Raw genomic sequence first — 26,519 nt, 5'->3', positions numbered from 1 at the left:
TCCGTACGCGTCCTGTACCGGTCCCAACCTAGTTGAGCGCTGAACTATTTCTCGCTCAACTATCTCTGCGTGTGGGCCCGATCACAGGAAAGCGTCAGTAGGCGCCCCGCCCCTGCACCACCGCACGGAAGGTCTTCCAGAGAATCACGAGGTCGAGAGCGAGCGACCAGTCCTCGACGTAGCGCAGGTCGAGCCGGATGCTCTCGGCCCAGCTGAGGTCACTGCGGCCGCTGACCTGCCACAGCCCGGTCAGCCCCGGCTTGACCAGGAGACGGCGGCGCGCGTCCGGGGCGTACTTCGCGGTCTCCTCGGGCAACGGCGGGCGAGGGCCGACGAGCGACATGCGCCCGCTCACGACGTTGAACAGCTGTGGCAGTTCGTCGAGGGAATAGCGGCGAAGGAGACCGCCGACCCGGGTGACCCTCGGGTCCTTCCGCATCTTGAACAACGGGCCCGCGCCTTCGTTGTCCGACTGGAGCTCCTGCTTCAGCTTGTCGGCGTCCGTGACCATCGTGCGGAACTTCAGCATCGTGAAGGTGTGGCCGTCGCGTCCGACGCGACGCTGCCGGTAGATCACCGGGCCGCGGTCGTCGAGCCTGATCGCGACCGCGATCGCCAGCAGCACCGGGGAAACGAGAGTGAGGAGCAGAGCGGAACCGAACCGGTCGAGCGCCTCCTTCACCAGACGGCGGCCGCCGGTGAACATCGGCGCGGTGACCCGCAACAGGGGCATGCCGAGCACGCCGGAGACGTTCAACCGGGGACCGGCCACCTCCATCAGCATCGGCGCGACCACCATCTCGGCCGACGTGCCTTCGAGATCCCAGGCGAGCCGCTGAAGGCGTTTCGGGTTCCAGTGCTGATCGGCGGTGACGGCGACCACCCGGTAGCCGCCGCGGCGGACGTGGCCCGCGAGATCGTCGAGCTTTCCGACGATCGGGACGCCTTCCACCTCGCCGCTCCCCCGTTCCACACCGACGCCGGAATACGTGCAGACGGCTTCCACACGCCAGCCGACATGAGGATCGGCCTTGGTGCGCGCGATGAGGTCGGCGACCGTGTCGGGGCTTCCGGCCGCGAGCACCGGCAGCAGGCATTCACCGAGCCGCCTGCGCCGATGGAGCACCTGTCTCAGCGCGTATCGCTGCAGGAACATGAAGACGGAGATCATCGGCACCACGATGAAGACCCACGGCTGCACGGCGAGCGCGCCGAAGAGCAGGCCGCCCAACGCCACCAGAACGGCGGTCGTCACCAAGCCGCGCCCCAGCGTCCGATATTCCTCCGCGCCCTCGCCCAGCACACGCGGACTCCAGGCGCGGCAGACCGACAACCCGAACAGGAAGGCCACGGCGGTACCGAGCGCGTGCATGTCGTGCGGATCGGATCGATCGATCAAGAAGGCGCTCATCACGATGAGCGCGAAAGCGGTGAAAACGTCACTACCGATGACCCAGGCGCGGTAGCGCGATTCCCAAGCCGCGTAAGGCGGCCGCGCCGGAGTCGTGTCGACCGCGGCGGCGTTGCCCGTACCCCGTTGCGGGGGAAGCGGAATCGACTGGAGGTCGATGTGCTGCGGCGTCCCGTTGACGGTGGACGACGGCCGCACCGACTCTTCCATCAGACCTCCCGGAGTGGGGATTCCCGAACGCCGGATCAACACGCTGAGTAAATGAGAGTGATCTCGAAGAGTGATCGTTTCTCGAACTCTCTCAGCGGCCGATGGGGCGACACACGCCAAGGTATCGGCCACTCTCCGGCCATCGTTACAAGGATTTCCAGCCACACCCTTGGCGGGCATTCGGCAAATGAATGCCGTGTTGATAACAACATGATGACGATGCGTAATAGACCGTATCCGCCGAACAACTACTCAAAGTAGTCACGAATTCCCCTGCTTTCCGGCCACTTGGAGCACCGCGTCCCCGATCGGCCCAACAACCGCGAAAACTCCACAGTGGACGGTTCGCGCGTGTCGATCTCCGGTCGGTCCACTGTGGATCCCACGCGCGCCGTGGACGGCCGCCCGGTGGACGGCCCCACCGTGAGCCGACCTACCTTGTCAATCGGTCACCGGAGTGGCGTTTCGTCACATCACGTCAGCATCACGGCGAGCGCCGCCGACGGAGCCGAAGGGTGAGCGCTCCGCCCATGGCCCACATCACCTTCCTTGTGGTCTGGACCTTTCGACGGACGTTTCGTGTCGAGAATCACAAAGACGTCTCGATCGTCGGAGCATGCGACATTTTCGTGGCGTGACGCGAGATGACCGACGAGTGTCCACACCGGCCGGAACGATGGCCTGCGGGGATCTTCGAACGGTGGCGTCCCCGCGACCCACGGCCACGTCGGCGAATTCGGCCGCGCCACCGTGTCCGCCCGGGACGGCAGAAGTACCGCCCCCACATAACCCGCGTCCGACCTGGGGATCGAATGCCGCCGGACAGCTCACCGCCGCCACTGCCCGAGAATGAATCAAGGCCCCGGACCATCGGTCCAGGGCCTTCATCCGGTGGGCGATACTGGGATCGAACCAGTGACCTCTTCGGTGTGAACGAAGCGCTCTCCCGCTGAGCTAATCGCCCGCTCGCGGTGTCCGGCAAACTCTACCCCACGACTTTAGGGGGCCTGCAAACGGGTGGTTCCGTCCGACCACACTCCGCTCACCAGCAAATACGGAGCGAACAACCACGAGCTAGCCGGGGCCATCCGGGCCGGGGGGCGCCCGCGACGCGTTTCGACATTCGTGCGACGGTGCTATCGCGTGACGACTAAACCGCGCAGTATGTACATGTGGACTGCCTGCAGGGCGCATGGAGGGCTGCGCGTCGCGCGGGTGATGATGGGGTGACGAAGGATGGACCCGGGGTCCGATGACCCCGTCCGGGTGATCTGCGGCAAAACCGCGTTCCGATCGGCCGGCCGACACGTCACATCATCGCCACTCGGTTCGACCGGGCCGGGAAGGAGACGAAGGGTAGGACGATGCGCAACGATCACGTGACGCTCCGCTCGACGGCGGTGTTCGACCTCCTGGCGCCGCGGACCCCCGCGGTTCCGGTCAAGGTGGAACTGCGATACGACACACGCGACCCGTACGCGGTCGTGGCCGCCTTCCGCACCGGCCGCGCCGGCTGGGTCGAGTGGGTCTACGCGCGCGACCTCCTCGCGGACGGCCTCCTGGCCGACGCAGGCGACGGCGACGTACGCATCCGCCCCTCCGTCGAGGATCCCGAGTCCGTCCTCATCGAACTGAACTCGCCGTCCGGGCACGCCATGTTCGAGGCGTCCGCTCAGGAGCTGGCCGACTTCCTCGACCGGACCTACGACGTCGTCCTCCCGGGCAACGAGCACCTCTGGGTCGACGTCGACGACGCCCTGACCCACCTGATCCCCAACGATCTGGCCTGATGACGGCCTTGCGAACAGCAAGTGGCACCCCGGTTGCATGGCCGTTTTCGGGATCGGATAGTGTTCACACACACCACGGCGACGGGGTGAGGAACAAAACCGCGAGGTTTTGAGCTTCAGCCGAACCGAGGATGTGCGGATGTAGCGCAGCTGGTAGCGCATCACCTTGCCAAGGTGAGGGTCGCGGGTTCGAATCCCGTCATCCGCTCGGAAGGCCTTCTCGGGCCTGACACGGTGGAGTGGCCGAGAGGCGAGGCAACGGCCTGCAAAGCCGTGTACACGGGTTCGAATCCCGTCTCCACCTCGCGCGATTAGCTCAGCGGGAGAGCGCTTCCCTGACACGGAAGAGGTCACTGGTTCAATCCCAGTATCGCGCACCATCTGTTTTCGCAGGTCTGAAGCCCTGCTCCTCCTCGGAGGGGCGGGGCTTCAGTCGTTCTGGAGCCGCATGTCACCGAACGTGGCATGCAGATGCGGGTACCGCTCCCCCAGCTTCGTCCGCTCACTCGGGGTGAGCGCGACGAGGGACCCGATCCACCGGGTCTCGAGCGCTTGCAGGATCTGGCGGCGCATCAGCGGAGTCACGTGGTCGTAGACCCTCGCGATGCCCTCATCTTCTGTCCCAGCCGCGCCCGACGGGCGAACTCGGGGATGCCGTCCTCGGCCAGCCAGGTGCTGTGGCTGTGCCGCCCCTCGTGGAAGGTGAACGTCGGGAGGATCGGCTGCACCACTTCCGCCGATCGCGTGTGTTCAGCGTCACTGCCGTCCCAGACCGGGCGCCAATAGCGGTTGCGGAAGTTCGCCCGCTGGGGCTGGCGGGCGCTCGCCGCCACGCTCGGCATTGAGGGTCGCGCAGTCGCTCACCCTGCTCGTCGCGGTCAACACCTTCCTCAACGGCAGTACGCGCCTGTTCTCCTCCATCGGCGGCGGGCTGATGATGCTCTTCGCCGTCCTCGGGCTGCTCTACATCCTGTTCAAGATCCCGTTCTGGTTCCTCTCCGCCACCAAACTCGACACTGGCCGATGTATTAATTGATCCACTATTCAAACAGAGACCGATCGCTCATCTCATGAACGGAGACCGAAGATGCCCACGCACACGGTTTACAACATTTGGCCGCAGCGCTAGCACATGACCAGCCGCCGATCTCGATCAGCTGCTGCAGAGAAGACCTCGTTCCGGCCAAGCAGCCGGCCTTTCCTTGACGTCAACCTGGCCTCCTCACAACGCAGAGGACTCCGCACTACGAGGGAATCAGATCAGCCGTCTCGTTCAACAAATTTACGAAACCAGAACAATGCCTTCGCCAGAGAAGTGGGATCACAGGCAGAGGTGTACTTCTCCCCATCCGACCGCGACCAGATCCATCCTTCCGCACCAGGTTCAGACTCGGAGCGTTCGACTTTTCGCCCTTCCAGGTCGGTCTCGAGGATATCAACGACGACATGCCAACCGGGATTATCAAGAGTGGAGATCTTGATCCCGAACTCGTGTTCCCAGTCCCCATTACATTGGTCCGCATACCAGGATTGAAGAAATTCAAAAGAGCTTTCAATCTCGTTACTCATGGACATCCACCTACTGGCATTTCCCATGGCTGGACATTTCGAGCCGTCCCGTCTGGCAAGTTGATATGCGGCGTACCGATCACTGTTTGTCTGGGTTCGTGTGCGCTGGCCCGTAGCGGTCAAACCGCTTCTGCAGCACGTACGGGTGCGGGTTGCGCGGATCCGAGGAGGACCCCGCTCGGCGTACTTCTTAACCTCACCATTGCCACCGTACATGATCGTGGCGTGTGACCCTTCTGCATCGGGGTGAGGTTTTGCCGCGGCGGGCGCGCGTTATACACAAGGACCGGAACATCCTTTCCGGCCACATAGTAGGCGTGATTGGCATCGACGGTGAGGTTGCAGACGGGACCTGCGGCAACCACGGCTGAATCCAGACCCGGAAGTAGAAGATCTGGACCACCCAGTACCGGATGAAATCGACCGGCCAACCGACGTGGTCACTTCCAGTCTGCTGGCCGCACACAAGCGGCAGGCCGGCGAACGTCGATCAGCCATCGTCCTGACCGCGTGTCAGCATAGAAATCCGGGATATGCTCCCGAGGGCCGTCAGAGGTCTGGAACTGCAGTTTCATCGGCTGCGACAAGACGTCGTTCAGCTCACCGGCGAAGTCCAGCATCAGTAACAACCGTGACTCGGCCAGCGACTCGAAGCCGTGCAAGCGGCCGGTGCTTACCAGGAACTCCAGGCCAGGACGATGCCGCTGCGCCCGGCTCCAGGAAAACCGCCGCATCGGCTCTCTGCCTACCAACGGCAACGACGCCAGATCTCGCACTGGGACGACGACTTGGTCCCCCTGAATGACGCAGACGCACTCCAGCTTCGAGACCAGCCGCTCCCCAAACTCAGGTGGCTCCGACTATGAGCGAACCCCGTCTCGGCCAGGGCGAGATCCGGCCAGCGACACACATGCGACCAGAACACCCGCCCAAGCTCGACAGCCACCGCGATATCCAAGCGCAACCCCACGCCCCAGCACGCAGTGGGTGACCGCAAACGCTCACACTTCGGCTGTGACCGGGTTCTTGTGGTCTTGCAGGTGAATGCCCACGGCGCCAAGGAGGTCAAGGGGCGGGTAGTTCACCGGGTGAGGTGCCGAACAGCCAGCGGTTTCCTTCTGGGTCTTGGAGTTCGCAGTCGCGGGTGCCATGCGGGGTGTCGTAGGGCTCGCGGACCACGTCGGCTCCGGCGGCGATGGCACGGGAGAAGAGCGCGTCGGGGTCCGGTTCGACGACGTAGCACCGAATCGGCGCCACGGGCATCCGCTGTCGTGGATCGACGTAGTCGTTACCGTCCAAGCCCAGCATGATGCCACCACCGCGAGGACCGGCGAGTTCGGCGTGAACGAGTTGCCCGGTGTGGTCGGGATAGGCGACCCCGGCCCGGAAACCGAATGCCGCTTCGTAGAAGCCGATCAAAGTGCGAAGGTCACGGCATCGCAGGGTGGGCCAGATCTGGGGGCCAGCCGGGGTGAGCCCGGCCGTGTTGCTTGTCGTCATGAGGACCAGACGCTACGAGGCGACTCCACTGCGGGGAAGACCTTGACCTGGTGGCAACCGTCACACAATTTCACTAAGCTAGTTAGTGACTTATCTAGTAGTCTATCTGTCATGACTTCCTCTGCTCGCGCGTCTCGTCGCGCCGACATGCCGCCCGCCACCGGGCCGGACCACTTGTCTGGCCGGCGACCGGTCGAGTCCCCTGGCGTGGGCAACGCGGTGATGGAGCGTCTGCAAGAGGTAGGAGTGCTGACGCGGGTGGTCGAGCAGCGGCTGAGCGGCGCACTGGGGATCAACGCCACCGACCTGGCGGCGATGGAGCACCTCACGACCGACGGACCGCTGACCGCCAAGGACCTCGCAGACAGGCTGCGGGTCTCGACCGCGGCGAGCACGCACATCGTCGACCGGCTCGAGAAGGCCGGGCACATCGTCCGCCGCCCGCACCCGACCGATCGCCGCAAGGTGATGGTCGAGCCGGTCGCGGAGTCGATGGACCGGCTCTTCGGTCATCTGCATCCGCTGCTGCGCGGCGTGGAGGGCCTCGTCGAAGCGCTGGCTCCCCGCGACAGGGATGTCGTGGAGGCCTTCCTGGCCGGAGTCGTGCAGATCTACACGGACACGGCGGATTCCTTCCCCCAGGGCTGACATCTCGCTGCGGCCGGCAAGCCGCCACACCTACCCAGCGGGGGCGCGTTCGTTCCGCGCGGATGTCCTCCGGCGTACGAATGCGCCCTGAAAACGGGCGCTACCACCAGAATCCGGAGAAAATCATGGCTGTATCAGAGAAGAAGATATCGCCGAGGGCGGTGTGGTGGCTGCTGGCCACGGTGCTCGTCGTCGAGCTGATGGATCTGCTCGACTCGACGATCGTCAACGTGGCGGGCCCGTCGCTGGAAAAGTCACTGGATTCGAGTCCGGTCGGTTTGCAGTGGGTGATCGGCGGCTACGCCCTGACCCTCGGCGCGGGCCTCGTGCTCGGCGGGCGGCTCGGCGATCGCTACGGCCGCCGCCCGATGTTCCTGTTCGGCCTCGTGACCTTCACCATCGCGTCGCTGCTGTGCGCGATCGCGCCGAGCGTCGGCCTGCTGATCACCTTCCGGCTGGTCCAGGGCGTGGCGGGGGCGATAATGCTGCCGCAGGGCCTCGGCGTCCTGCGCGACAACCTGGCTCCCCGCGACCTCACCAAGGCCCTCGCGATCTTCGGGCCGGTGCTGGGGCTCGGCGGTGTCCTGGGCCCGGTACTGGGTGGCGCGCTGGTCGACTGGGACCTGTTCGGTCTCGGCTGGCGGCTGGTGTTCCTGGTCAACGTCCCGGTCGGTCTAGTGGCATTGGTGTTCGCCTGGCGGCTGGTGCCCCGCGGCGGCGGGACCAGGACGCTGCGTGTGGACGTCGTCGGAGCCGTGATTGTCGCTGCCGCGTCCGCGCTGCTGGTCCTTCCGCTCAACGAGGGACAGGCCGCGGGATGGCCGTTGTGGACGTGGCTTTCGCTGTCCGCCGCCGCGCTCGGCTACGTCGGATTCGCGCTGTGGCAGCGCCGGGTCGTGCGCCTGGACCGCGATCCGCTGGTCACCCCGGCCCTGTTCGGCAAACCCGCGTTCACCGTCGGGCTGGTCGCGGTCGCCTTGTTCTTCGGCGGCCTGATCGGCACCCAGCTGGTGCTGACGTTCTTCCTGCAGATCGGCCAGGGGTTCACCGCAGGACAGGCCGGGCTGGGCAACCTCCCGGTCGCACTGGGAACCGCCGTCGGCGGCGGCATCAGCGGAGGCCTGCTCGCCGCCAAACTCGGCCGCAGGGTGCTGCAAGCCGGGGCCATCGTCCAGTTCGCCGGTGTCGCCTGGCTGTGGCTCGCCCTGGCCGACACCACGGACTTCACGATCTGGCAGATCGTGCCCGGCAGCGCTGTCGCCGGCATCGGCGCGGGCATCGTGATCGCCGCGGTGTTCAACACCGTGCTCGGCGCCGTCGATGACGATGAGGTCGGCTCCGCCTCCGGCGTCCTGTCCGCGGTCCAGTCGATCGGCGGCTCGGTCGGTGTCGCGGTGTTCAGCACCGTGTTCTTCGCCGGCGCCCTCAGCGGCGCGGTGACCGAGAGCTTCCGTGACGCCCTCGTGGTCCAGGCGATCGTCATCGGACTGTTCCTGCTCATCTCACCGCTGTTCCCCCGTCGCGCCCGCCCCGAAGACGCGGATCTCGCCGCCGATACCGACACCACGACACCGGCGGACATCGTGGACGCGGACACCACGCTGGCGAGCGCCGCGCCAGCGTCCCGGACCGCCGACGGCTCCCGCTGATCATGGGCACCGGTCACCACCCGGTGCCCATGATCAGGCCCGCCACCACTCCGCGAGGAGGACACCCATGTCCCGCACCGTCCTGATCTCCGGCGCCAGCATCGCTGGGCCCGCACTCGCCTACTGGCTCCACCAGCACGGCATGACCGCGACCGTGATCGAACGCGCACCGGAACTACGCCCTGGCGGGCAGACCGTCGACCTGCGCGGCGCCGGCCGCACCGTCATCGAACGGATGGGCCTCGAACAGGCCGCCCGCGACCGCGTCACCCACGAGGAGGGAATGCATTTCGTCGACGACCGCAACCGGATCCGCGCGTCGTTCGGCACCGATTCCCTTGATGGCGATGGGTTCGTCATCGAACTGGAACTCCTGCGCGGTGAACTCGCCGGCCTGCTTCACCAGCACACCCGAGACGATGTCGACTACGTCTTCGGTGACGAGATCACCGGGCTGACCGACACCGGCGACGGCGTGGACGTCACCTTCCGAAACGGTGCGGACCGGCGATTCGACCTCGTCGTCCTCGCCGACGGCCTCCGATCCCGCACCCGCGACCTCGTCTTCGCCGACATCGCCCGCACCCGCTCGTTCGGCCTCTACACCGCCTACTTCACCATCCCGCGCGACGCGTCCGACGGCCGCTGGGCCCGCTGGTACAACGCCCCCGGCCGCCGCGTCGTCCTCCTGCGCCCCGACAACCAAGGCACCACCCGCGCGTCACTGTCCTTCCTGTACCCGCAGCCCGGGCTCGAACGGCTGCAAGCCCTTGCACAGCAGGACTTCTTGCGCCGCCACTACGCCGACGCCGGTTGGGAAACCCCACGCGTGCTCGACACCATGGCCGACTCCCCGGACTTCTACTTCGAATCCATCGGCCAGATGCACCTCAAGCACTGGTCACGCGGCCGCACCGCAGCCGTCGGCGACGCCGCCTACTGCGCCTCCCCGCTCAGCGGCATGGGCACCAGCCTCGCTCTCGTCGGCGCCTACGTCCTCGCCGGCGAACTCAGCCGACACACCGACCACAGCGACGCCTTCCGCGCCTACGAAACCATCATGCGGCCCTACGTCGCACAAGCACAGAAAGTCAATTGGATCGCACCCCGGCTGGCCTCCCCGAAAACCCGCACCGGCATCCGGCTCCTCAACACCATCGCAAGCCTCGCCACCAACCCCAAAATCAGCCGCCTCGCCACCCGATTCACCAACCCACCCTCAGACGCCATCGACCTCCCCACCTACCCCCAGACCCAGCCGACCCCGCCCTGAACAGCGCACGACCCACCCCATACAGGACGGCGCCACGCCCCCACCAAAGTACCGGTGGCACAGCATCACTGCGCCACGTGACCGATGTGACTCCCCTCGGCCCAGGAGCCCTTCGACGCCCCGTCACCCACAAAAGCAACCCATGTACGCACTACTGACAACTAACGCTCACAACTAGTGACAGAAACCCTTCACTACGCGCGGTCCCCCTCCAGCTCACCATCGTTTACATGTGACAGGTACCGCTCACAGTCACAGCAATGTGATGACAGGCGCTAGTTGGCATCTCCCAGCGTTAGTTGGCATGTCGTGGCCGAGGTCGCTATGGCTGACCACGTTGGATGTGGAGACCCGGCAAGGCGTACCCACGCTTGGGTGGTTTCAGCCTGCTGGTGCTTTCGCGGCCCAGACAGCTCCTGACGGTGCTCACGACCTCCTGGGTCGTGCGTGGCTGAAGGTGGGAAACATGGTCGAAAACAAGCCGTTGCCCGACTACGCGAAGGGCGGACAGTCGATGGTGAAACCGGAGGAGATCGCGCCGTTGAGCTGGAGTATCGGGGCCAAGGGCCGGTACTCGTTATGGGCGAGGGCAGGGCAATCCCAGCTCCATCGATGTGGTGCGGGCTGATGATGTGCTAGCGCACTTCCGGCGCATCACCCCCGGCGAGGAGGAGACCTTGAAGGCAGCTGTGTACTACCGAGGCCCGTCGGTCGTCGAGTTCGATTGCTCCCAGACTTTCTACTACAAGTAAAGGTCAGCGACGCACCGTTTCAGGAGCGCATTGCCGTTTTCACTCGCATGTCGCGGGCCCCTGCTCGGGCTTGAAGGTTCCGTGGTCGATGGCGTCGTCGATGTCCCGTCTCCCGCGGAGCTGGCCGCGCACCTCGACTCGGTGCTACCCGAGCGAACTCGCCACGGTGCCTGATCGTCTCCGGGCGTCTCTGCGTAGCCCTCGTCCGGCATCCGGCGCCGGTGCAGGCTCAGCGCCAAATACCTCTTATAGGGCGCCCGGCAGGATGATTCCGGCGAACTCGAACGCTGAACGCACTCGACCACGAGGGCGGCACGCATATAGCTCCTGCGACCGAGCGGTTGCACCTCACGCCACGGCGAAAAGCAACGCGGCCGCGACCGCCTCCACTCCGAAGTAGAACCAGACCGGGTAGAACCGCGTGGGGGCGTCGACGAGCCGGGATATGACCCGGCCCAGGGCCATCCCGGCAAGGGCGGCCGCGACCGTGACGACCACGCCGGTACGCAGGCCGTCGAGGAACAGCGCTGTGATGAGCACGGCGGCCATCGCCAGCCCGAAACCACCGTAGACGGCCCGGATCTCCGAACGGCTCTCCGGCGCCTCGACGACGATGCGGAACGGCTTGCCGATTGCTGCTGGCATGGCGAGCGCGTAGAGGCCCATGCCGAGGAAGAACACCGCGGTGAGGACGATAATGGCCGTCGTCATGCGCCCTCCCCGGACGTCCGCACCAGCACCGCTCCCACGGCCAGGAGCAGCAGCGCCGCGGCGTCAACCTGCGCAACCCGGAGCACCTGCTCGTTCACCGGCGTCGTGGTCAGCGCCAAGAGCAGGAACGAACCCATGCTGACGGCGCCGCCGGTGATCGCGGCACGGCGCAGTGCCGGGCGGAACGCCGACACGATCACGAACGCTCCTGCCAGGGCGAGCAGAACCGCCCGGTGCCGCAGCAACACCTCCAGGTCCGCACTCCCGATCTCGACGCCGTAGGCCGATCGCATCGCCCCCGGCGACACCGCTCCCGCCCCAGGCACGACGTTGATCAGCCCCACCGCCACGAGCAACGCCTGCCCCAGTCTTTTTCGTCTGCTCTGCATGCGTGGAATCATCGGGTGCATGGACTACGCCGCGCTTCCAGAAACGTGCTGCCCGCAGGACCGGGCCACGATCTGGATCTGGCCCGGCCACGCCGCCTACCTCGGCCCATCGCTCGACCTCCACCCCCACTTCGGCTCCGTGCACTGCTTCGCGGTCGGCGTCGACGCCCCGTTCCTGCTGCGCATCGGTGACAACGAGCAGAAAGTCCGCAGCGCGATGATCCCGGCCAGGACGCGGCACCAAGTCGTCTCCCATGGCCGGATGCTGTACCTCTACCTGGAGCCGGACCTCGCCGACGAGCGGATCCGAACCGCGCTGGGCCTGCTCCGCGCGCACCCGTGCCTGAGCGCGCCGCAAGTCGCCGCCGAGATCAGCCTGTCGACGTCGCGGTTCCTGCACCTGTTCTCGGCGCAGACCGGCACGAGCTTCCGCCGCTACCGGCTGTGGGCGCGGATGCTGCGCGTCGCGGCTGCCGCGGTGGAAGGCGCGGACCTCACCAGGGCGTCGGCGGAAGCCGGATTCGCCTCCCCCAGCCACTTCAGCGACGCCTTCCACGACATGTTCGGACTGACTGCGAGCACGGTCCTCGCGACAAACACCCGAATCGTCCTCGACCCGAGGCCGGGCGGCGCTCCAACGGCATAGACCACATCGAACGAACCAGCTAGTCGTGGGTCCTGCCTGCACGTTGCCGAACCGGCAGGACTCGAATCGCCGTGTGCTCCGTCGACGACTCCCGTCCGAATTCCCGTCTCGGGCGGGGTACACAGCGTTGCTCGCGAGCGGCCCGGGTTCGCGAGCTCTGGCTCCCGGCCGAAGAGGCCGAGGCCATCGTCGCCGACGTCGAGGCCTTGATCGCCGTCATGCCCGTGGCGTGGCACTGGGGCACGTGCGCCGCTTGAAAGAGCGGCTTTCCGTCCTCGGAGGCGGGTAGACCAGCAAGGGGTCCCAGGACGGGGACCACCAGGGCCGCGGCATGCCACTCCCCCTCGTTCGTGCCGCGTGGCCGTTGTGGCCGGTTCCCGGGCGCACTCCCCCCATGCCGCCGTCGCCAGCGGCATCACCTGGTCGATGTCCTGAGTGGACAGTACTGATCGGCGTAACGGACGCTGGGGGCGTGGACAAGGCCGCCTGGTCCGTATACCCGGCCACCCGCAGGGTCGATCTCGCGACGAGGTCTGGCTCAGCCCGTCTCAGCCCCGGTACCACGGCAAGACGGCACCTTCCACGCCCACCGGATCTACCGCAGCGAGGCCGAGATCGGCGCGATCGACTACCAGTTTTCACACGGGGGACGGCCCGTCGAGGCTGACGACTAGCACGGTGGTAGCCCGCCCACACGTGTGGTGCGCTGAAATAGAGATCATGAGGGCACACGAGGAGCTGAAGGACCCCTCGGCCGAGCTGGACCAGCTGCGCCGGGCGATGGAGACCCTGCCGGTGATCGAACAGGCCAAAGGGATGTTCATGTTATTACGCGGCTGGTCAGCAGATCAGGCATTTACGGCGCTAAAAACGATCTCCCAGCACACTAACGTCAAGCTGCACCACGTCGCGACGGTGATCGTCGCCGCGGGCAGCCACGTCGAGCCGTCCCCTGCCCGATCGCGAGGCGGTGCGGGCCGTGCTGACCGAGACCCGAAGATCCGTACTGGGCTCATCCTTCGGCGAATAAGGATTACGTCCCGCCGGACACAACACTGGACCGGCGGGACCAGAGCGCCGCTCTCCTCTGAACAACGCCCTGTCCCCGTAGGTGTCCAGTCCCGGGCTCGGCAAACGAACCAACCAACAAGCCCGCCACGCAAACGAGACCAACTCTCTGCGCGCCAGCCTCGCCAAGAAGACCGATGAATGCGCCGAACTCCGCCGACGTCTCGAAGCCGCTGCCACCGCCATCGCGACCCTGCACCACGAGAACACCGCACTCCGCGGCCAACTGGGCCGCAAGGCGACCGTCATCTCCATCAATAGCAGCCCGCCAGTTCGGGGAAACACATGACAAATCAAGTTCGCCCGTCATCAGGTCCGGATGAAAGTATGCGCAGATGCTCGACGGGATCGACTGGGGATCGCTCGACCATGCCTATGGTCCCGCCACCGACACCCCGACACATCTGGCGGCCCTCGCCTCCACGGACCCAGACGCGCAGCGCGCTGCCCTTGATCACTTGGACGTTGCGGTGCTGCACCAAGGATTCCCCGAGTCAGCGACGGCGCCGGCAGCCCGCGTCGTCACTCAACTGCTCGCTGACGGCAACCTTGTCTCCGAGGTCCATCACGCACTCATCGACTTTCTCGGAGCGGTCGCCAACGCGACCGCAATGGCAGAGGAGAGGGAGGGATTCTGGGAAAATCTCCTCCCAGGTCTGGAACAAGCAATCCACCAGTCATATCCCGTGGTGCTCAGCTTTCTCGAAAACAGCGACTCATCGGTGCGGAAGACAGCCCTCGGCGCCGCGATATCACACGTCAATACACGTGTTCTGGCCGACGAGAAGCCTCTCCTTACCGCACGCCTGCGCACGTGGGCCGATGAACCATCACAGGACCGAGCCTTCTGGGTGCGGTGTCTCGGCGAACTCGGCGACGACACCCAGCACTTCCTCTCCGACCCCAGCACGAAGGTGCGCGTCTGCGCCGCGCTCGCACCCGCGCGGCGGCGACAACGACATGGCCACCGACATCATCATCGCCGCGCTGTCGCGCGAAGCCGACCACCTGCAGAACACGGCCGGTAACCACGGGACAGCGCTCGATTCCCTGGTCGAGTTCCTCCTTGAGCGAGACGTCGGCAGCACAGACCTCTACACACTTGGTGAACTCATCAAAGCCGTCACCACCCGAGTCGACGACTTCCGGCACATCGCCGAACCAGCAACCACGATCGTGCGCAGTGCGAGCTGGGCTGGGTTCGATACCACCTGGGGCCCGCTGCTCCTGGCCGCCTTCCGCACCCCCTACAACCAGCGGACCAGCCCGTCCACGGAGCAACGCGACGTTCTCGCCGCCCTGGTCGCCAACCCAGGCATCTGGGACTACACCAACGGCAGTTCATCCCTGGTATTCCATAGAGCCGGGCTTCCATTCCAACGAGAAGCCTGCGCGCGGATCGCCCAACGAACCTAGAAACCCGGCCAACCAGCGCACCCACCGCGGTACTCGGCGAGCTTGGCTTCGACGGCAGTCTCCAGCCCATCCGCGGCGTGCTCCGAGCCGCACAGACCGCCCGCGCGCTCGGCATCCACCGGATCATCGTGCCCGCCGCCACCCTCGACGAGGCCTCAGTTGTCGACGGGCTGGATGTGCTCGGCGCGCACACCCTCACCGAAATCGCCGACTGGCTGCGCGGCGATGACTTCGTCTTGCACCGTCCCAGCGCACCAATCATGCCCGTGGCAGCCCGCCAGCCTTGGCCCGTCATCCCGCTCACTCCGGAAGTGCTGCGCGCGGTCACGGTCGCCGCCGCCGGCGGGCACCACCTGCTGTGCGAGACGCCGCACGACGCGGGCGGACTACACCTCGTGTCCACACCACCGATGACCGTCCCCCACCACAGCGATCGGCTCGCGTCCTTGATCGGCGGACGCCAACCGGGCCAGGTCAGCCGAGCGCATCACGGAGTGCTCTTCGCCCCCGACCTGGACCAGTTCGCCACCTCCGCACAGGAATCCCTGCGCGCGGTGCTGCTCAACCGAGAGGCTCACCTCCGACAGCACGACGGAGACAGCCGCTACCCCGCCGGTCTCCAGCTGCCGCGTCCCTGCACCTCAGGAAGGACGGCCAGCTTGTCCAACATGGCCCCCTGAGCGACACCCACTGCGTCGCCCCCATCGAAAGGCGAAAACCGTCAGCTCATCGACGTCGTACACCAGATCATCCGGGTCCGCGCTCGTACCAGCCGCGTTGAGGATGCGCACGTAGTCGTCGTGCCACGCGACAGATTCGGCATTTGGGTCGAACCACAGGTGTCTCAGCACAGGTCTCAGTCCTTGCGCTCGGCTGCTGGGGCTGGGCGCGCGGGCAAATCTACCCTCTGATCTGGGCAGGGAGTCAACGTCACCAGGGAGCGCGTGCACAAAGACCGCGACGGTGGTCTCGCATACGAAACCTGCACTTCGCGATCTCGGTACAAACACCCAGATCAGCGGGGACAGTAAGACCGCTGCGCGAAGGAGAGGCGTCCCTGATCGGCGACCTGGCCCTGTCTGTCTCGCACCACTCGAAGATCACTGTTGGGCCAGAACTCGGTGTCCTAAAGGGCAGACGGGTAGCGGCGACCTGCTGGACACGAGCACTGTGGTGTTCGTGTCCGCAGACGCCTGGGCCCAGTACGCGGCCTGATCGCCGCGAGTCCTAGGAGCGAGAGATGTCCCGGATTCGTCGGGTTGCTTCGGCAACCGTGCTCGCCGCGACGGTGGCAGCCGCCGTCCTGTCCTTGCCCGGAGCGGCCAACACGGAGACTGGCTGGCCGAATTCGCTCCCGGCCGGAGCGAACAGCACTTCGCCCGTCATCACCTGCTGCGCGAACGGACTCTCACCGGACAACACGCATTGGAGCGGGGCTGACGCGTAAGGCTGAGGGATCGGCCCACCTGGGTCCCCGCCGAGTTTTGATCGCTCGCCTTCGACGCCGGCGGGCCGCGGTCTCCTCGGCCTGTTGGATCCCCAGCAGCAGCTAACGAGACAACCTGGACGCGCTGTAAGCCTTCATCGCGGCCACGTCCACCTGCACGTCGACCAATTCGCCCGCCCTGGTCACCGTCACCGACCCCAGCTCACCGGGCAACGCCCACGTGACACGATCCCGCGCCGCGGCCCCCGAGGCATGCTCGACCGCGGCCACCGTCGCGTCGATCTCTCGCGCAAGGTGATACAGCTCGTCCTCGTAGCTCACCAGCGACCCCGCCCCTCATCCTCGAGATCAGCATCCAGAAAGTCGAGCTGATCGAAACTCTCCTCCTCGACCTCATCAGCATCTCGGCGAACTGCGCGCGGCTCGGCTGCCGTCCCAGCTCTGGGTACAGGCGGCCGGACAGGGTCCTCCCGATGCTCGGTCACCGATCCGCGGCCCGGTTCGGGAACCCGACATACCCCTCGCAGCCGTCCCCACGGCACGACCGCGTAGCCCGCGATCACTACACGAGCGTAACCGGCCGAGCGGGAATCTCACCCCCGTGTCTCGTCAATCCCCGAGCTCAACAAGCAGCCCGCGAGCCGGCACCATGACCGACGGCCGCAAACTCTCGAACCGGCACCGCAGCCGGTGCGGTTAGCGGGCGATCGGTTCCGACGCCGATATCCGGCGGACAACCCAGCGACTGACGAGCCAAATTCCGACGTGCGCGCCTGCTACCCGGTTCCCCGAGCTTCGCCAGGCGGGCGGCGACACGCTGCATGACCGCGCATTACCGGCATTGTCGCCAATTCGCCGACGCGACGTCGTGCGACCGCCCACGTCACGCCCAGTTTTTGATCATGACGGTATGCTTCCCGGGCGACTACGGATGGTGTCCGACTCGTCGCTCCTTGCAGGACGCCGTAACAAGTCGCTACACGCACTAGCTGGGGGTAGATGTGACGGTTGAGACTGAGGACGATGAGACGCGAACGCCGCGGTCGGACTTTTTTCGTGTCTCCGATCTCGGCGCGATCCTGGCCGGTGTGATATCGGGGGCGGTAGGTGCTTACGCCTACTACAGCGACATGCTGAGGCCCCTGGCGCATAGCTTCACCATCTGGATCGTGCTGGTCGTCGCGGTGACCGCCGGCGCACCTCGTCGGCGCGCGGCGACTCGGGCGGTTGGAGCGCTGATCGCGGCTGTTCTCGCCTTCTACTGGGGCAAGGCCCTGGTCTATGGCGTCAAATATGCGGGAATGCAGTACCAGATCGACGTGTCGACGACAGTGCTGTGGTGCGCGCTGGCGATCGCCGGAGGCCTGCTCGCCGGGTTCCTGCTGAGTGCGATCGGGCGAACCGATCTCCGCGGCACCGTGGCGACCGCCACCGCAGTCGGACTGTTGGCAGCTGACGTTGTCCGGCAGTCCGGCCGCTCAGGCATCGGCGTCCTACTGCTCGCGACGGTAGTCGCGATCGGCTTCGTGGGTTTTCGAGGGATTCGCTCGGTGCGCCAGGGTATCCAGGTTGCAGCCTGCGCAATCCCGCTGGGAGGTCTCGGCTTCATTGCCGTATCGGCACCGGACATCCTCGAGGAAGTCCTGATCAGACTGGAGCACTAGCATTCCTTCCGCGCCAGGAAGCCTCGTCGACGACCGCCAAGCCCGGGCCACGAAACCCCACTCCCCTTGTCGTGATTCGACATGTTGGATCCTAGAATGTCCGAGAAACTCAGTCCATCGAGTCAGGACTAGAGGAATCCGTGACGAATCAGCGACAGCACTCATCAATCATAAGAAAATGACAAATATCGTTCAGTGGCCCCGGTCACACTCGTTCGGTGGTGTTCGGACATTTTGATCTAGTGGCAGGGTTAATTGAGCGCAATTTTTAGCACGAAGCGGTTCTACTGGGGAGGGCTCCAATGCAAGGTGCATCTGCGTTCTGAGTGCACTTCAGCTCATACTCGCACTGAACTGCCACTGACAATGCTGAGCCAGTTTGAGCTACTGTTATTGTGGCAGTCTTCTCTTTAGCTCTTGAGCCGCCAGCAACCCCCTGGCTTCTTCCCTTCGTCACGTTCAGTGTGCCTGCCGGGGAATGTGGAAGCCTGCCAGGGGCGCTATGCGTTCGATTTCGAGGGTTGCATCCAATTGAGGTATGTCGAGAGGGTTGAAATGAAACGCGTATCGAAGATGCTGACCATTGGTGTGGCGACGCTTGCGCTCGCGTCGCTGAGCGGCACCTCCGCTTCGGCGGTCACCGCGAGCGAGGACTCGGCGGGACGCTACTGCGCCTGGGTGGTCGGGCCGGCCCAGAACGACGACGTGTCCCCCGTCTTGGCGAAGTCGTGCTCCGACGTATCACCGGCCGCGGCCGCGGCCGGACTGGCGCCCCAGAGTGACAGGCACGCCATCTCGGCGATCGCCGCGGCCACTCCCCTGATGTACTGGTACTTGAACGGGAACTACAACCGCAACGCCGCGGGCAGCATGACCACGATCTACGGAAACGCGGGACCGTGCGACTCGGCCGGCTACCGCGTCGAACCCGACTCGTACTGGAAAGCGAACATGTCGTCGATTCTCGGCGACAACAACTGCAACTACGCGCACGTCACCAACCGCGCACTGAACTCGGCGCATGACTTCAACATCGACTTCGGAGCCGAAGGTGCCTACCTGGGCCAATGGGACAACAACGTCGGACTGACCAAGGCACACGCCTAAGAATCCGTGTGGACTGCCTCTCTCTGCCCGTGTCTTACAGGCAGAGAGAGGCAGCCTGACGACCAGCGAACTCCCGCGCTCCTTGAACTGGTCAGGCATCGGCACCAACGACGCAGGCCGAAATGTCGGCCAGTTGATTGGTCTGCTTCGGACGAGTAGGCCATTCAGTCAGGCCCGAAATTGCTCTGCATCTGAGCCGTTACGCACGCTGGTCGGAACAACGAGATCCGCTCAGGGACTCGAGGACGTTGGCAATGCGCGCTTGCGGGCCGATGTGCATGCGGCGGAACCCCGTCGCCTCTGGGGCGTGGGAGGCGCGGAATGGCGTGTAAGCCGCACCGTGACAGCTTCTCCCTGGTGCCCGGGTGGGTCGACTACATAGTGCGACTGGAACAGGCCCGCGGGCTGCGGCCCTCAGCGGACGTGGTGGAGGCTCTGGCTCGGGCGCTGCGCCTGACCCCGACGAACGCGCCTACCTCTTCGGCCTGGCCCGGCAACGCCCCCGCGACGCCGACAAGCTCGCCACCACTGCAGCGCCGCCGCCGGCCCAGCTGGTCGCCGACCTGTCGCCGGCCATGCTGATGAACCACCGCTCCGACATCTTGGCCTGGAACAACCAAATGGCGAGGCTGCTACTGGATTTCGAGCCCTGCCGCCGTCGCAGCGCAATGCGATGTGGTTGTGTCTGATGCATCCGGAGATACGGGAGTTCTACGTCGAACGCGAACGCGTCGTGCGGGACGGGATCACCCACCTGCGCGCCGCGTGGCCGCGCATCCGGAGGACCGGGCGTTGACCGACCTCATCGCCGGATGCCGGGCTCGCACGAGAGCGGCCATCGAGAACGCACGAACTCCGATTCCGCCGAATGCCCATCCCTGCCCGGTGTCAGCACGCGCGGCGGCGGACCGGTCCCTGAGGTCGGCTTGCTTAATGGTGTGGCGCACGGATCCCTGGACCGCGCTGAGACCGGAAAGCCTGATCGGCCTTCGAGGAGCTGCAGATGACCACTGACGGTTCGGGGCTTGTCGCCATTGTCGGTATGGATTGCCGTTTTCCCGGCGGGGTGGATTCGCCGGAGAAGTACTGGGAGATGTTGATTTCCGGGCGACACTTCTCAGCGCCGCTTCCAGCGAACCGAGGTTGGGACTTGGCTTGGTTGCGGGATCCGATGGCACGGGCGACCGGTCAGTTCAGCATCCTGTGTGGCGGGTTCTTCGAGGATGTCAGTGGGTTCGATGCCGAGTTTTTCGGCGTGGGTCCCCGCGAAGCGGCGCTCATGGATCCCCAGCAGCGGTTGTTGCTGGAGAGCTCGTGGGCAGCGCTGGAAAGAGCGCGCGTGTCGCCACATTCGTTGCGGGGATCGCGGACGGGTGTGTACATCGGGATGAGCCACTCCAGTTACCTGCCGCCAGTAGAGCTGGCGGCCAAGTTCTCTGAGGCGGACGTCTTCATCGCGACCGGTGGATCCGACAGCGTGGCCTCCGGCCGGATCTCCTATCTGCTCGACCTGCGCGGTCCGGCTTTCACCGTGGACACGGCCTGTTCTTCGGGACTGGTCGCAGCTCACTTGGCGCTGCGGGCGCTTCGTGCGGGTGATTGCGAAACGGCGATCGTGGGAGGCGCTTGTGTGATGGCCACCCCGGGCGTGCTGGTGGGACTCGGCCGTGCCGGCGCTCTCGCCGCCGATGGCCGGTGCAAGGCGTTCGCGGCCGACGCCGATGGGTTCGCACCCTCTGAAGGTGTCGTGACGCTGGTGATGATGCCGCTGGAACGAGCAGTGGCCACCGGGCGACCAGTGTTGGCCCTTGTGCGGGGCAGCGCGGTGAACAACGACGGGACCGGTGAAGGGCTGACCGTGCCACGTGGCTCGGCTCAGTGTGACCTGATGCAGGCGGCGCTGAAGGACGCGGGGCTGGCGTCACAGCAGGTCGATCTGATCGAGGCGCACGGCACCGGCACGAAGGTCGGTGATCCGATCGAAGCGCGGTCCATCCAGACCGTCTACGGGTCATCACGACCCGCTGAACTGCCGGTGTGGGTCGGCTCGGCCAAATCGAACATCGGGCACACCCAGGCGGCCGCCGGGCTCGCCGGGTTGATCAAAGTAATTCTCGCGCTCCAGCACGAGAAAATGCCGAGAACACTCCATGCGGAAGTCCCCACACCGGAAATCGATGGCGTTGACGGCCCGATGAGGCTGGTTCAGCGGTCGCGTGCGTGGTCGAGGGGATCGCGTGTCCGCCGGGGCGGGGCGCTCGCCTACGGAATCAGCGGCACCAACGCCCATGTGATCGTGGAGGAAACCCGGGAAAGGACCCCTCGGCGGCCCCGTCCGCGCTCAACGGAGCCGGTCGCCCTGCCGATCTCCGCTTGCTCGCCGGCCGCGTTGCGTTCTCAGTCCGCCGCTTTGGCCGAGTGGATCCGCGATCGCCCGACGCTGGATCTCTCCGATGTCGGCTGGTCCTTGACCACCACCCGAACGGCGTTCGCCGAACGTGCGGTCGTGGTGGGCGATAACAGGAAGGCGTTTCTGGAGGGGCTCGACATGGTCGCCGCTACCGGTGACCTGGCCGGTCCGGCGGGGGCTCGAGGGCGCGCTCGGGAGGCTGCCGGTGGGCCGGTGTTCGTCTTTCCCGGTCAGGGGGCGCAGTGGGACGGCATGGGGGCGGCGCTGCTGGACCGGTCCGAGGTTTTCGGGACCGCGATGGAGCGCTGTGCGGAAGCACTGCGCCCGTGGACGGACTTCAACGTGATCGACGTCGTACGAGGGAGGTTCCACCGTTCCGGCGCAGAGGCCGCGGAAGTCGTCCAACCCGCCTTGTTCGCCATGTATGTGTCACTAGCCGACCTGTGGCGGGCATACGGAGTACGTCCCGCCGCGGTGCTCGGGCACAGTCAGGGGGAGATCGCGGCGGCCTGTGTCGCCGGGGCGATGACGCTGGAGGACGCGGCGCGGGTGGTGGCGATGCGCAGCCGGACGGTGAAGGCGATCGGCGGCCGCGGTGCCATGGTGTCGCTGGGGCTCCCCGCGGACAGGGCGGCCGCCTTGATCGATAGTTGGCGTGGCAGGCTCGAAGTCGCGGTGGTCAACGGGCCGACAGCCGCGACTGTCGCCGGAGACATCGACGCGGTCGACGACCTGCTTCGTCACTGCCGTGAGCAGGAAATCAGCGCACGGCTCCTGCCCGTCGACTACGCCTCTCACTGTTTCCACGTGGAGACGATCCGTGATGCGGTGTTGGCCGATCTCGGTGGAATCGGCTGGCGGGATCCGGCTGTACCGATCTTTTCCCCGTCGACGGCCGGACTGCTGAACCCTGTCGTTCTGGACGCCGAACACTGGTACAGGGGCTTACGAGAGCCCGTCTTGTTCGAGTCCGCCATCAGAAGCGCGTTGCGACACGGGCATCGGTGCTTCCTCGAAGTCTCACCGCATCCGGTCTTGCTCGGCGCCATCAAAGACATCGCCGCCGACACCGATGCCGACGTCGACGTGCTCCGAACCCTGCGACGTGAGCACGGCGCGACGGCCGACTTCACCGAAGCGCTCGCGGCCGCATACGCCTGCGGGATCGAGCTCGACTGGACACCGTTGTATCCGGCGGCCGAAGAGGTGGATCTGCCCACCTACCGCTTCCAGCACGGCGACTACTGGCTCGCCGGGGCGCGATCGGCCGTCGATTTCCGCTCGGCCGGCTTGGATAGTGCAGGACATCCTTGGCTGTCGGCGACCACCGACCTGCCGAACGGCGCTGTTCTGCACACCGGCAGCTTGTCCTTGACCACCGCGTCGTGGCTCGGCGACCACCTCGTGTGCGGGGTCTCTCTGCTTCCGGCCACTGGGATGCTCGATCTGCTTTTCCACGCAGCAGCCGGCGCTGGTTGCGATCGACTCGACGACGTCGTGTTCCACGCACCGCTGCGGGTGCGGCGCGAACTGACCAACATCCAAGTCCACGTCGAGGTCACGGCCGATGGCCGCAGGCGAATCACCCTGCACTCCCGCCCGCAGAACAGCGTCCGCCCCTGGGTGTGCCACGCCGAGACTCTCGCGACCACCGATACCGCCGAAATGCCTCGAGACGACACAGCGTTCGACTCGCATGAAGTGACGACGCAGCCGGAAGTGGACGAGCACTATCGCAGGCTGGAAAAGCAGGGCTACGCCTATGGACCAGCTTTTCGTAACGTGACTGCTGTCCGGCACGCCGGTGACGGTATTTGCCACACTGAGGCACGTCTTGCACCGGAACCTGACGTGTCCTTCGGCGACACGAAGCACTCGATGGTCGACGGCTTCGCCGTGTCCCCTCCCTTGCTCGACGCCGCGCTGCACGGAATGCTCTTTCGGCAGGGCCGGGACACAGACGACGAAGCCCGGTTTCTTCTGCCGTATGCCATCGATTCGGTCCGGATTTTCTCACGCGGCGCCACGGCGCTCCGCACCACATTGACGAACGTTGCTTCTGATCGCGTCGACGTCATCGCGTCCGACACCGCCAGGAGACCCGTGATCGCCATGACAGGTCTTCGGTTCCGCGCTGTCGCCGAACGCGGCTTGAGGTCCGCGATCAGTGCCGCGGACGACATTCTCTTTCGCACGCGATGGCGACCCGTCAACGCGCTCCCGCAGCCGGAGCCGCACATCGGGAATCAAGCGTATGTCGCCGGCGCGGTCCAAGACCCGCTGCCGATGGAGCCCGTTTACCGCGGCATGGCCGATGTGACCAAGGCAGCGCGATCCGGTCCGCGACCCTTCGACGTGATATGGCTGGACTACCGAGACAGGAGCCATTCCAGCACCGGACGTCCGGCGGTAAGGGAGATGACGACGAGGGTCCGTCACGCACTGCGCCGCTTGCTCGCCGATGTGCAGGATTTCCTCGCGGAGCCAAGCCTTCGGGACTGCCGGTTGGTGGTGTTGACACGTCGCGCTCAGAGCACTTCCTTCGGTGAGGCCCTCGAAGATCTCGTCGGGGCCGCCTGCGCGGGGATGATCCGAGTCGTGCAACGCGAACACCCCCATCGTGTGATGCTGCTCGATCTCGGTGCCGAGCCACCGGACACGGCGCGACTTACCGCCGCCATCAGCGCAGGCCGCCCCGAACTCGCCGTGCGTGGCGGCCTGCTACTGGTTCCACGTCTGGTGCCGGTCGCGGAGGACAAACCTGTGCCACTGCCCGCGGACGGCACGCCGTGGCGGCTGCAAGTCTCCCCCACCCGGACCCTGGACGACGTCGTTCCGGTTGCCGTGACCGAACTGGACAAACCTGTCGCGTGCGGAAAGGTCCGCGTAGAAGTACGTGCCACCGGCATGAACTTCCGCGACACCGTCACCGCCTTGGGGCTGCTCGAGCAAGGCCCGATCGGCTATGAAATCGCCGGTGTGATCACAGAAGTGGGCGCAGAGGTGACCGGGTGGCACGTCGGCGACCGGGTCGCCGGCCTGGTCCATGACTTCGGCGGGTACGGGCCGCTGGTGGAGATCTCACCGGGATATCTCCTCCCGATCCTGCCCGGCTGGACCGTCGCCGAGGCCGCCGGGATCCCCACTGTCTTCTTCACCGCCCATTACGCACTGATCACGCTGGCCAACTTGCGCCGCGGAGAGAAGGTCCTCGTGCACGCCGCCGCCGGCGGGCTGGGGATGGCCGCGGTCCAGGTCGCACGGGCACTCGGTGCGGAGGTCTACGCCACGACGAGTCCGCTCAAGAAACACGTCGTCGTCGATTCGGGGGTGCCCGAGGACCGCGTCGCGAACTCGCGGACCGTGGACTTCGAGCAGGACCTTCTCCGCTCCACCGGCGGAACCGGCTTCGACGTCGTCCTGGGTGGCTTGACGGGACCGTTCGTCGACGCGTCGCTGCGGTTGCTGCGCTCTGGCGGCCGGTACGTGGAAGCGGGCAAGGCCGACCTTCGTGACCCTCGCGAGGTGGCCGACGACTACCCCGGCGTCACCTACCTGCCTTGCCGGGCGGAAACCGAACCGCCAGAGGTGTTCCAGCAGGCGTTCGCGGAACTCCTGCCGCAATTCGAGACAGGCACGCTCCACCCTTTGCCGACTCAGACGTGGAGTACCGGACACGTGCGGCACGCGCTGCGCGACCTCAGCCAGGGACACACCGTAGGAAAGACCGCCATCACCCAGCCGCTCGACCTTTCCGCCACCGGGACCATCCTGATCACCGGGGGCACGGGTCGCCTCGGCCAAGTGCTGGCGAACCATCTCAGCGACGTCCACCAGGCACAACACCTGCTCCTCGTCAGTCGCCAAGGCGCCCGAGCCGAAGGTGTTGACGAACTCGAGGAACAGTTGACCCGCAACGGGACGCAGGTGACGTTCGCTGACTGCGACGTGGCCGACAAGACCGCGCTGGAAGCGGTGATCGCGGCCATTCCGCCCTCCCTGCCCCTCATCGCCGTCGTCCACACAGCCGGTGTCCTGAACGACGGCTTGGTCCCCGATCTGACCGCGGAGCGCTTCGAGGAGGTGCTCCGGGCGAAAGTGGACGCAGTGGTCAATCTTCACGAAGCCACGCGGCGAATCGACCTGCAGGCGTTCGTGATCTACGGCAGCATCGCCGGAACTCTCGGTACAGCGGGGCAAGCCAACTACGCGGCCGCGAACGCGTTCCTGGATGCCTTCGCCCACTACCGCCGTCGGTTCGGGCTGCCCGCGATCACCCTGGCCTGGGGACTGTGGCAGGAAGCAAGCGGCCTCACCGGTCAGCTGACCGCCGCGGACAAACGACGGATAGCGAGCCTTGGCACGACCTCGATCACCACCGAAGAGGCGCTCAGCGCGTTCGACGCGGCGCTCGAGTACAACCTTCCGCAGTTCACGATCACCTCGGTCGCGCGATCAGCGGACGAGCAACACGTCTCGGACGTCTTCGCTGACATCACCGGCATCCGGCCTCCGGCCGGTGCGCAGAAGCACGCCGACGGTGAGCTGCCCGTCGACCGTGTCACCCTTCTGCGGCAACCACAGGCCGATCGCACAGCCGCTCTGATCGACCTCGTCCGAACCCACGCCGCCGGCATCCTGGGGCACCGGAGCCTCACCGACGTCCGGACCGATCAATCCTTCCGCAGCACCGGATTCGATTCCCTGGCATCGGTCGAACTGCGCACTCGCCTCGCGAATACCCTCGGTCTTCGGCTGGCAGCGACCGCCGTCCTCGACCACCCCACACCGGAATCACTGGCGCGGCACATCGAGACGCTACTGACCGAAAGCGGTGACTGACGCCGGTGCGCCCCGAC

23 protein-coding genes, 4 tRNA genes and 1 pseudogene are annotated in these 26,519 nt (G+C 65.9%); 18 read left to right on the top strand and 10 right to left on the bottom strand.

The window, feature by feature from the left end; all coding sequences use genetic code 11:
* Positions 1-94 precede the first annotated feature (94 nt).
* Both ACLJQ7_RS37050 and ACLJQ7_RS37045 read right to left on the bottom strand, forming a co-directional pair.
* A complete protein-coding gene (locus ACLJQ7_RS37050) occupies positions 95-1,621 on the bottom strand; it encodes a sugar transferase (protein ID WP_410652834.1) in 1,527 nt (508 codons plus the stop codon).
* A gap of 892 nt (positions 1,622-2,513) precedes the next feature.
* A tRNA-Val gene (locus ACLJQ7_RS37045) sits at positions 2,514-2,585 on the bottom strand.
* Positions 2,586-2,985: 400 nt separating this feature from the next.
* On the opposite strand from ACLJQ7_RS37045, the gene ACLJQ7_RS37040 reads away from it, so the two are divergent.
* The 4 genes from ACLJQ7_RS37040 to ACLJQ7_RS37025 all read left to right on the top strand — a co-directional run bounded on the left by ACLJQ7_RS37040 (position 2,986) and on the right by ACLJQ7_RS37025 (position 3,791).
* Positions 2,986-3,411 (top strand): SsgA family sporulation/cell division regulator, encoded by a 426-nt coding sequence (locus ACLJQ7_RS37040; protein WP_005159130.1) that lies wholly within the window; start codon positions 2,986-2,988, stop codon positions 3,409-3,411.
* A 135-nt stretch (positions 3,412-3,546) separates the two neighbouring features.
* A tRNA-Gly gene (locus ACLJQ7_RS37035) sits at positions 3,547-3,619 on the top strand.
* A gap of 25 nt (positions 3,620-3,644) precedes the next feature.
* Positions 3,645-3,715 (top strand) — tRNA-Cys (locus tag ACLJQ7_RS37030).
* Position 3,716: 1 nt separating this feature from the next.
* A tRNA-Val gene (locus tag ACLJQ7_RS37025) sits at positions 3,717-3,791 on the top strand.
* 49 nt (positions 3,792-3,840) lie between these two features.
* On the opposite strand, the gene ACLJQ7_RS37020 is transcribed toward ACLJQ7_RS37025, so the two are convergent.
* Positions 3,841-3,984, bottom strand: a complete 144-nt coding sequence (locus ACLJQ7_RS37020; protein ID WP_410652833.1) for a hypothetical protein — start codon at positions 3,982-3,984, stop codon at positions 3,841-3,843.
* Between the two features lie 8 nt (positions 3,985-3,992).
* Positions 3,993-4,253 carry a hypothetical protein gene (locus tag ACLJQ7_RS37015; protein WP_410652832.1) on the bottom strand — a complete coding sequence of 87 codons (261 nt, stop codon included), beginning with the start codon at positions 4,251-4,253 and terminating at the stop codon, positions 3,993-3,995.
* Here ACLJQ7_RS37015 and ACLJQ7_RS37010 point away from each other — a divergent pair.
* Positions 4,253-4,447, top strand: coding sequence for a hypothetical protein (locus ACLJQ7_RS37010; protein WP_410652830.1), 195 nt, complete (start codon positions 4,253-4,255; stop codon positions 4,445-4,447). The two genes, ACLJQ7_RS37015 and ACLJQ7_RS37010, sit on opposite strands and share 1 nt — an antisense overlap.
* A gap of 224 nt (positions 4,448-4,671) precedes the next feature.
* Here ACLJQ7_RS37010 and ACLJQ7_RS37005 read toward each other — a convergent pair whose 3' ends face one another.
* The 3 genes from ACLJQ7_RS37005 to ACLJQ7_RS36995 form a co-directional block, all read right to left on the bottom strand.
* Positions 4,672-4,980, bottom strand: a complete 309-nt coding sequence (locus ACLJQ7_RS37005) for an Imm53 family immunity protein (protein WP_410652829.1) — start codon at positions 4,978-4,980, stop codon at positions 4,672-4,674.
* A gap of 440 nt (positions 4,981-5,420) precedes the next feature.
* Entirely contained in the window at positions 5,421-5,714 is a 294-nt protein-coding gene (locus ACLJQ7_RS37000) for a hypothetical protein (RefSeq protein ID WP_410652828.1), read from the bottom strand.
* 331 nt (positions 5,715-6,045) lie between these two features.
* Positions 6,046-6,480 (bottom strand): VOC family protein, encoded by a 435-nt coding sequence (locus tag ACLJQ7_RS36995; protein WP_410652827.1) that lies wholly within the window; start codon positions 6,478-6,480, stop codon positions 6,046-6,048.
* A 111-nt stretch (positions 6,481-6,591) separates the two neighbouring features.
* Here ACLJQ7_RS36995 and ACLJQ7_RS36990 point away from each other — a divergent pair, with 111 nt between their 5' ends.
* The 4 genes from ACLJQ7_RS36990 (at position 6,592) to ACLJQ7_RS36975 (ending at position 10,678) form a co-directional block, all read left to right on the top strand.
* Positions 6,592-7,128: a MarR family winged helix-turn-helix transcriptional regulator gene (locus tag ACLJQ7_RS36990; protein ID WP_410652826.1), complete on the top strand. Its 537-nt coding sequence runs from the start codon at positions 6,592-6,594 to the stop codon at positions 7,126-7,128.
* Between the two features lie 125 nt (positions 7,129-7,253).
* On the top strand, positions 7,254-8,777 hold the full coding sequence (locus ACLJQ7_RS36985) for an MFS transporter (protein WP_410652824.1): 1,524 nt from the start codon (positions 7,254-7,256) through the stop codon (positions 8,775-8,777).
* Positions 8,778-8,844: 67 nt separating this feature from the next.
* Positions 8,845-10,050, top strand: coding sequence for an FAD-dependent monooxygenase (locus ACLJQ7_RS36980; RefSeq protein WP_410652823.1), 1,206 nt, complete (start codon positions 8,845-8,847; stop codon positions 10,048-10,050).
* Between the two features lie 466 nt (positions 10,051-10,516).
* Entirely contained in the window at positions 10,517-10,678 is a 162-nt protein-coding gene (locus ACLJQ7_RS36975) for a hypothetical protein (RefSeq protein ID WP_410652822.1), read from the top strand.
* A 472-nt stretch (positions 10,679-11,150) separates the two neighbouring features.
* Here the strand turns inward: ACLJQ7_RS36975 and ACLJQ7_RS36970 are convergent, their stop codons facing one another.
* Together ACLJQ7_RS36970 and ACLJQ7_RS36965 are read right to left on the bottom strand one after the other, a co-directional pair.
* Positions 11,151-11,513 carry a DUF4345 family protein gene (locus ACLJQ7_RS36970; protein ID WP_410652821.1) on the bottom strand — a complete coding sequence of 121 codons (363 nt, stop codon included), beginning with the start codon at positions 11,511-11,513 and terminating at the stop codon, positions 11,151-11,153.
* A complete protein-coding gene (locus ACLJQ7_RS36965) occupies positions 11,510-11,902 on the bottom strand; it encodes a hypothetical protein (protein WP_410652820.1) in 393 nt (130 codons plus the stop codon). The genes ACLJQ7_RS36970 and ACLJQ7_RS36965 overlap by 4 nt, the downstream gene beginning before the upstream one ends.
* On the opposite strand from ACLJQ7_RS36965, the gene ACLJQ7_RS36960 reads away from it, so the two are divergent.
* From ACLJQ7_RS36960 to ACLJQ7_RS36940, 5 genes are all read left to right on the top strand, one after another.
* Positions 11,901-12,548 carry a helix-turn-helix domain-containing protein gene (locus ACLJQ7_RS36960; protein WP_410652819.1) on the top strand — a complete coding sequence of 216 codons (648 nt, stop codon included), beginning with the start codon at positions 11,901-11,903 and terminating at the stop codon, positions 12,546-12,548. The two genes, ACLJQ7_RS36965 and ACLJQ7_RS36960, sit on opposite strands and share 2 nt — an antisense overlap.
* 720 nt (positions 12,549-13,268) lie before the next feature.
* Entirely contained in the window at positions 13,269-13,757 is a 489-nt protein-coding gene (locus ACLJQ7_RS36955) for an ANTAR domain-containing protein (RefSeq protein WP_410652818.1), read from the top strand.
* Positions 13,758-13,951: 194 nt separating this feature from the next.
* Complete coding sequence (locus tag ACLJQ7_RS36950) at positions 13,952-14,644, top strand: hypothetical protein (RefSeq protein WP_410652817.1); 693 nt, start codon at positions 13,952-13,954, stop codon at positions 14,642-14,644.
* Positions 14,577-15,032 (top strand): hypothetical protein, encoded by a 456-nt coding sequence (locus ACLJQ7_RS36945; RefSeq protein WP_410652816.1) that lies wholly within the window; start codon positions 14,577-14,579, stop codon positions 15,030-15,032. The genes ACLJQ7_RS36950 and ACLJQ7_RS36945 overlap by 68 nt, the downstream gene beginning before the upstream one ends.
* Complete coding sequence (locus ACLJQ7_RS36940; RefSeq protein WP_410652854.1) at positions 14,990-15,712, top strand: ATP-binding protein; 723 nt, start codon at positions 14,990-14,992, stop codon at positions 15,710-15,712. The genes ACLJQ7_RS36945 and ACLJQ7_RS36940 overlap by 43 nt, the downstream gene beginning before the upstream one ends.
* Before the next feature lie 869 nt (positions 15,713-16,581).
* Here the strand turns inward: ACLJQ7_RS36940 and ACLJQ7_RS36935 are convergent.
* On the bottom strand, positions 16,582-16,800 hold the full coding sequence (locus ACLJQ7_RS36935) for a hypothetical protein (RefSeq protein WP_410652815.1): 219 nt from the start codon (positions 16,798-16,800) through the stop codon (positions 16,582-16,584).
* 680 nt (positions 16,801-17,480) lie between these two features.
* Between ACLJQ7_RS36935 and ACLJQ7_RS36930 the strand changes: the two genes are divergently transcribed.
* From ACLJQ7_RS36930 to ACLJQ7_RS36915, 4 genes and pseudogenes are all read left to right on the top strand, one after another.
* The gene (locus tag ACLJQ7_RS36930; RefSeq protein WP_410652814.1) at positions 17,481-18,143 is read left to right on the top strand and encodes a hypothetical protein; all 663 of its coding nucleotides are present in this window, start codon (positions 17,481-17,483) and stop codon (positions 18,141-18,143) included.
* A 555-nt stretch (positions 18,144-18,698) separates the two neighbouring features.
* Entirely contained in the window at positions 18,699-19,250 is a 552-nt protein-coding gene (locus ACLJQ7_RS36925) for a hypothetical protein (protein ID WP_410652813.1), read from the top strand.
* A gap of 369 nt (positions 19,251-19,619) precedes the next feature.
* A pseudogene (locus tag ACLJQ7_RS36920) lies at positions 19,620-20,060 on the top strand (helix-turn-helix transcriptional regulator); the annotation flags it as partial.
* 193 nt (positions 20,061-20,253) lie between these two features.
* Positions 20,254-26,502 carry a type I polyketide synthase gene (locus ACLJQ7_RS36915; protein ID WP_410652812.1) on the top strand — a complete coding sequence of 2,083 codons (6,249 nt, stop codon included), beginning with the start codon at positions 20,254-20,256 and terminating at the stop codon, positions 26,500-26,502.
* The last annotated feature ends 17 nt before the right edge of the window (positions 26,503-26,519 follow it).

It is taken from the genome of Amycolatopsis sp. cmx-4-54 (assembly GCF_046548895.1).
Taxonomy (GTDB): Bacteria; Actinomycetota; Actinomycetes; order Mycobacteriales; family Pseudonocardiaceae; genus Amycolatopsis.
The sequence above is the reverse complement of the archived record's forward strand: the minus strand, read 5'-3'. Positions and strand labels throughout refer to the sequence as shown.

Bases quoted from the DNA above. Each gene is read 5' to 3' on its own strand.
- ACLJQ7_RS37050 (WP_410652834.1), bottom strand. From the start codon at position 1,621: ATGGAAGAGTCGGTGCGGCCGTCGTCCACCGTCAACGGGACGCCGCAG.
- ACLJQ7_RS37040 (WP_005159130.1), top strand. From the start codon at position 2,986: ATGCGCAACGATCACGTGACGCTCCGCTCGACGGCGGTGTTCGACCTC.
- ACLJQ7_RS37020 (WP_410652833.1), bottom strand. From the start codon at position 3,984: ATGCGCCGCCAGATCCTGCAAGCGCTCGAGACCCGGTGGATCGGGTCC.
- ACLJQ7_RS37015 (WP_410652832.1), bottom strand. From the start codon at position 4,253: ATGCCGAGCGTGGCGGCGAGCGCCCGCCAGCCCCAGCGGGCGAACTTC.
- ACLJQ7_RS37005 (WP_410652829.1), bottom strand. From the start codon at position 4,980: ATGAGTAACGAGATTGAAAGCTCTTTTGAATTTCTTCAATCCTGGTAT.
- ACLJQ7_RS37000 (WP_410652828.1), bottom strand. From the start codon at position 5,714: ATGCGGCGGTTTTCCTGGAGCCGGGCGCAGCGGCATCGTCCTGGCCTG.
- ACLJQ7_RS36995 (WP_410652827.1), bottom strand. From the start codon at position 6,480: ATGACGACAAGCAACACGGCCGGGCTCACCCCGGCTGGCCCCCAGATC.
- ACLJQ7_RS36990 (WP_410652826.1), top strand. From the start codon at position 6,592: ATGACTTCCTCTGCTCGCGCGTCTCGTCGCGCCGACATGCCGCCCGCC.
- ACLJQ7_RS36985 (WP_410652824.1), top strand. From the start codon at position 7,254: ATGGCTGTATCAGAGAAGAAGATATCGCCGAGGGCGGTGTGGTGGCTG.
- ACLJQ7_RS36980 (WP_410652823.1), top strand. From the start codon at position 8,845: ATGTCCCGCACCGTCCTGATCTCCGGCGCCAGCATCGCTGGGCCCGCA.
- ACLJQ7_RS36975 (WP_410652822.1), top strand. From the start codon at position 10,517: ATGGTCGAAAACAAGCCGTTGCCCGACTACGCGAAGGGCGGACAGTCG.
- ACLJQ7_RS36970 (WP_410652821.1), bottom strand. From the start codon at position 11,513: ATGACGACGGCCATTATCGTCCTCACCGCGGTGTTCTTCCTCGGCATG.
- ACLJQ7_RS36960 (WP_410652819.1), top strand. From the start codon at position 11,901: ATGCGTGGAATCATCGGGTGCATGGACTACGCCGCGCTTCCAGAAACG.
- ACLJQ7_RS36965 (WP_410652820.1), bottom strand. From the start codon at position 11,902: ATGCAGAGCAGACGAAAAAGACTGGGGCAGGCGTTGCTCGTGGCGGTG.
- ACLJQ7_RS36955 (WP_410652818.1), top strand. From the start codon at position 13,269: ATGAGGGCACACGAGGAGCTGAAGGACCCCTCGGCCGAGCTGGACCAG.
- ACLJQ7_RS36950 (WP_410652817.1), top strand. From the start codon at position 13,952: ATGCTCGACGGGATCGACTGGGGATCGCTCGACCATGCCTATGGTCCC.
- ACLJQ7_RS36945 (WP_410652816.1), top strand. From the start codon at position 14,577: ATGGCCACCGACATCATCATCGCCGCGCTGTCGCGCGAAGCCGACCAC.
- ACLJQ7_RS36925 (WP_410652813.1), top strand. From the start codon at position 18,699: ATGAAACGCGTATCGAAGATGCTGACCATTGGTGTGGCGACGCTTGCG.
- ACLJQ7_RS36915 (WP_410652812.1), top strand. From the start codon at position 20,254: ATGACCACTGACGGTTCGGGGCTTGTCGCCATTGTCGGTATGGATTGC.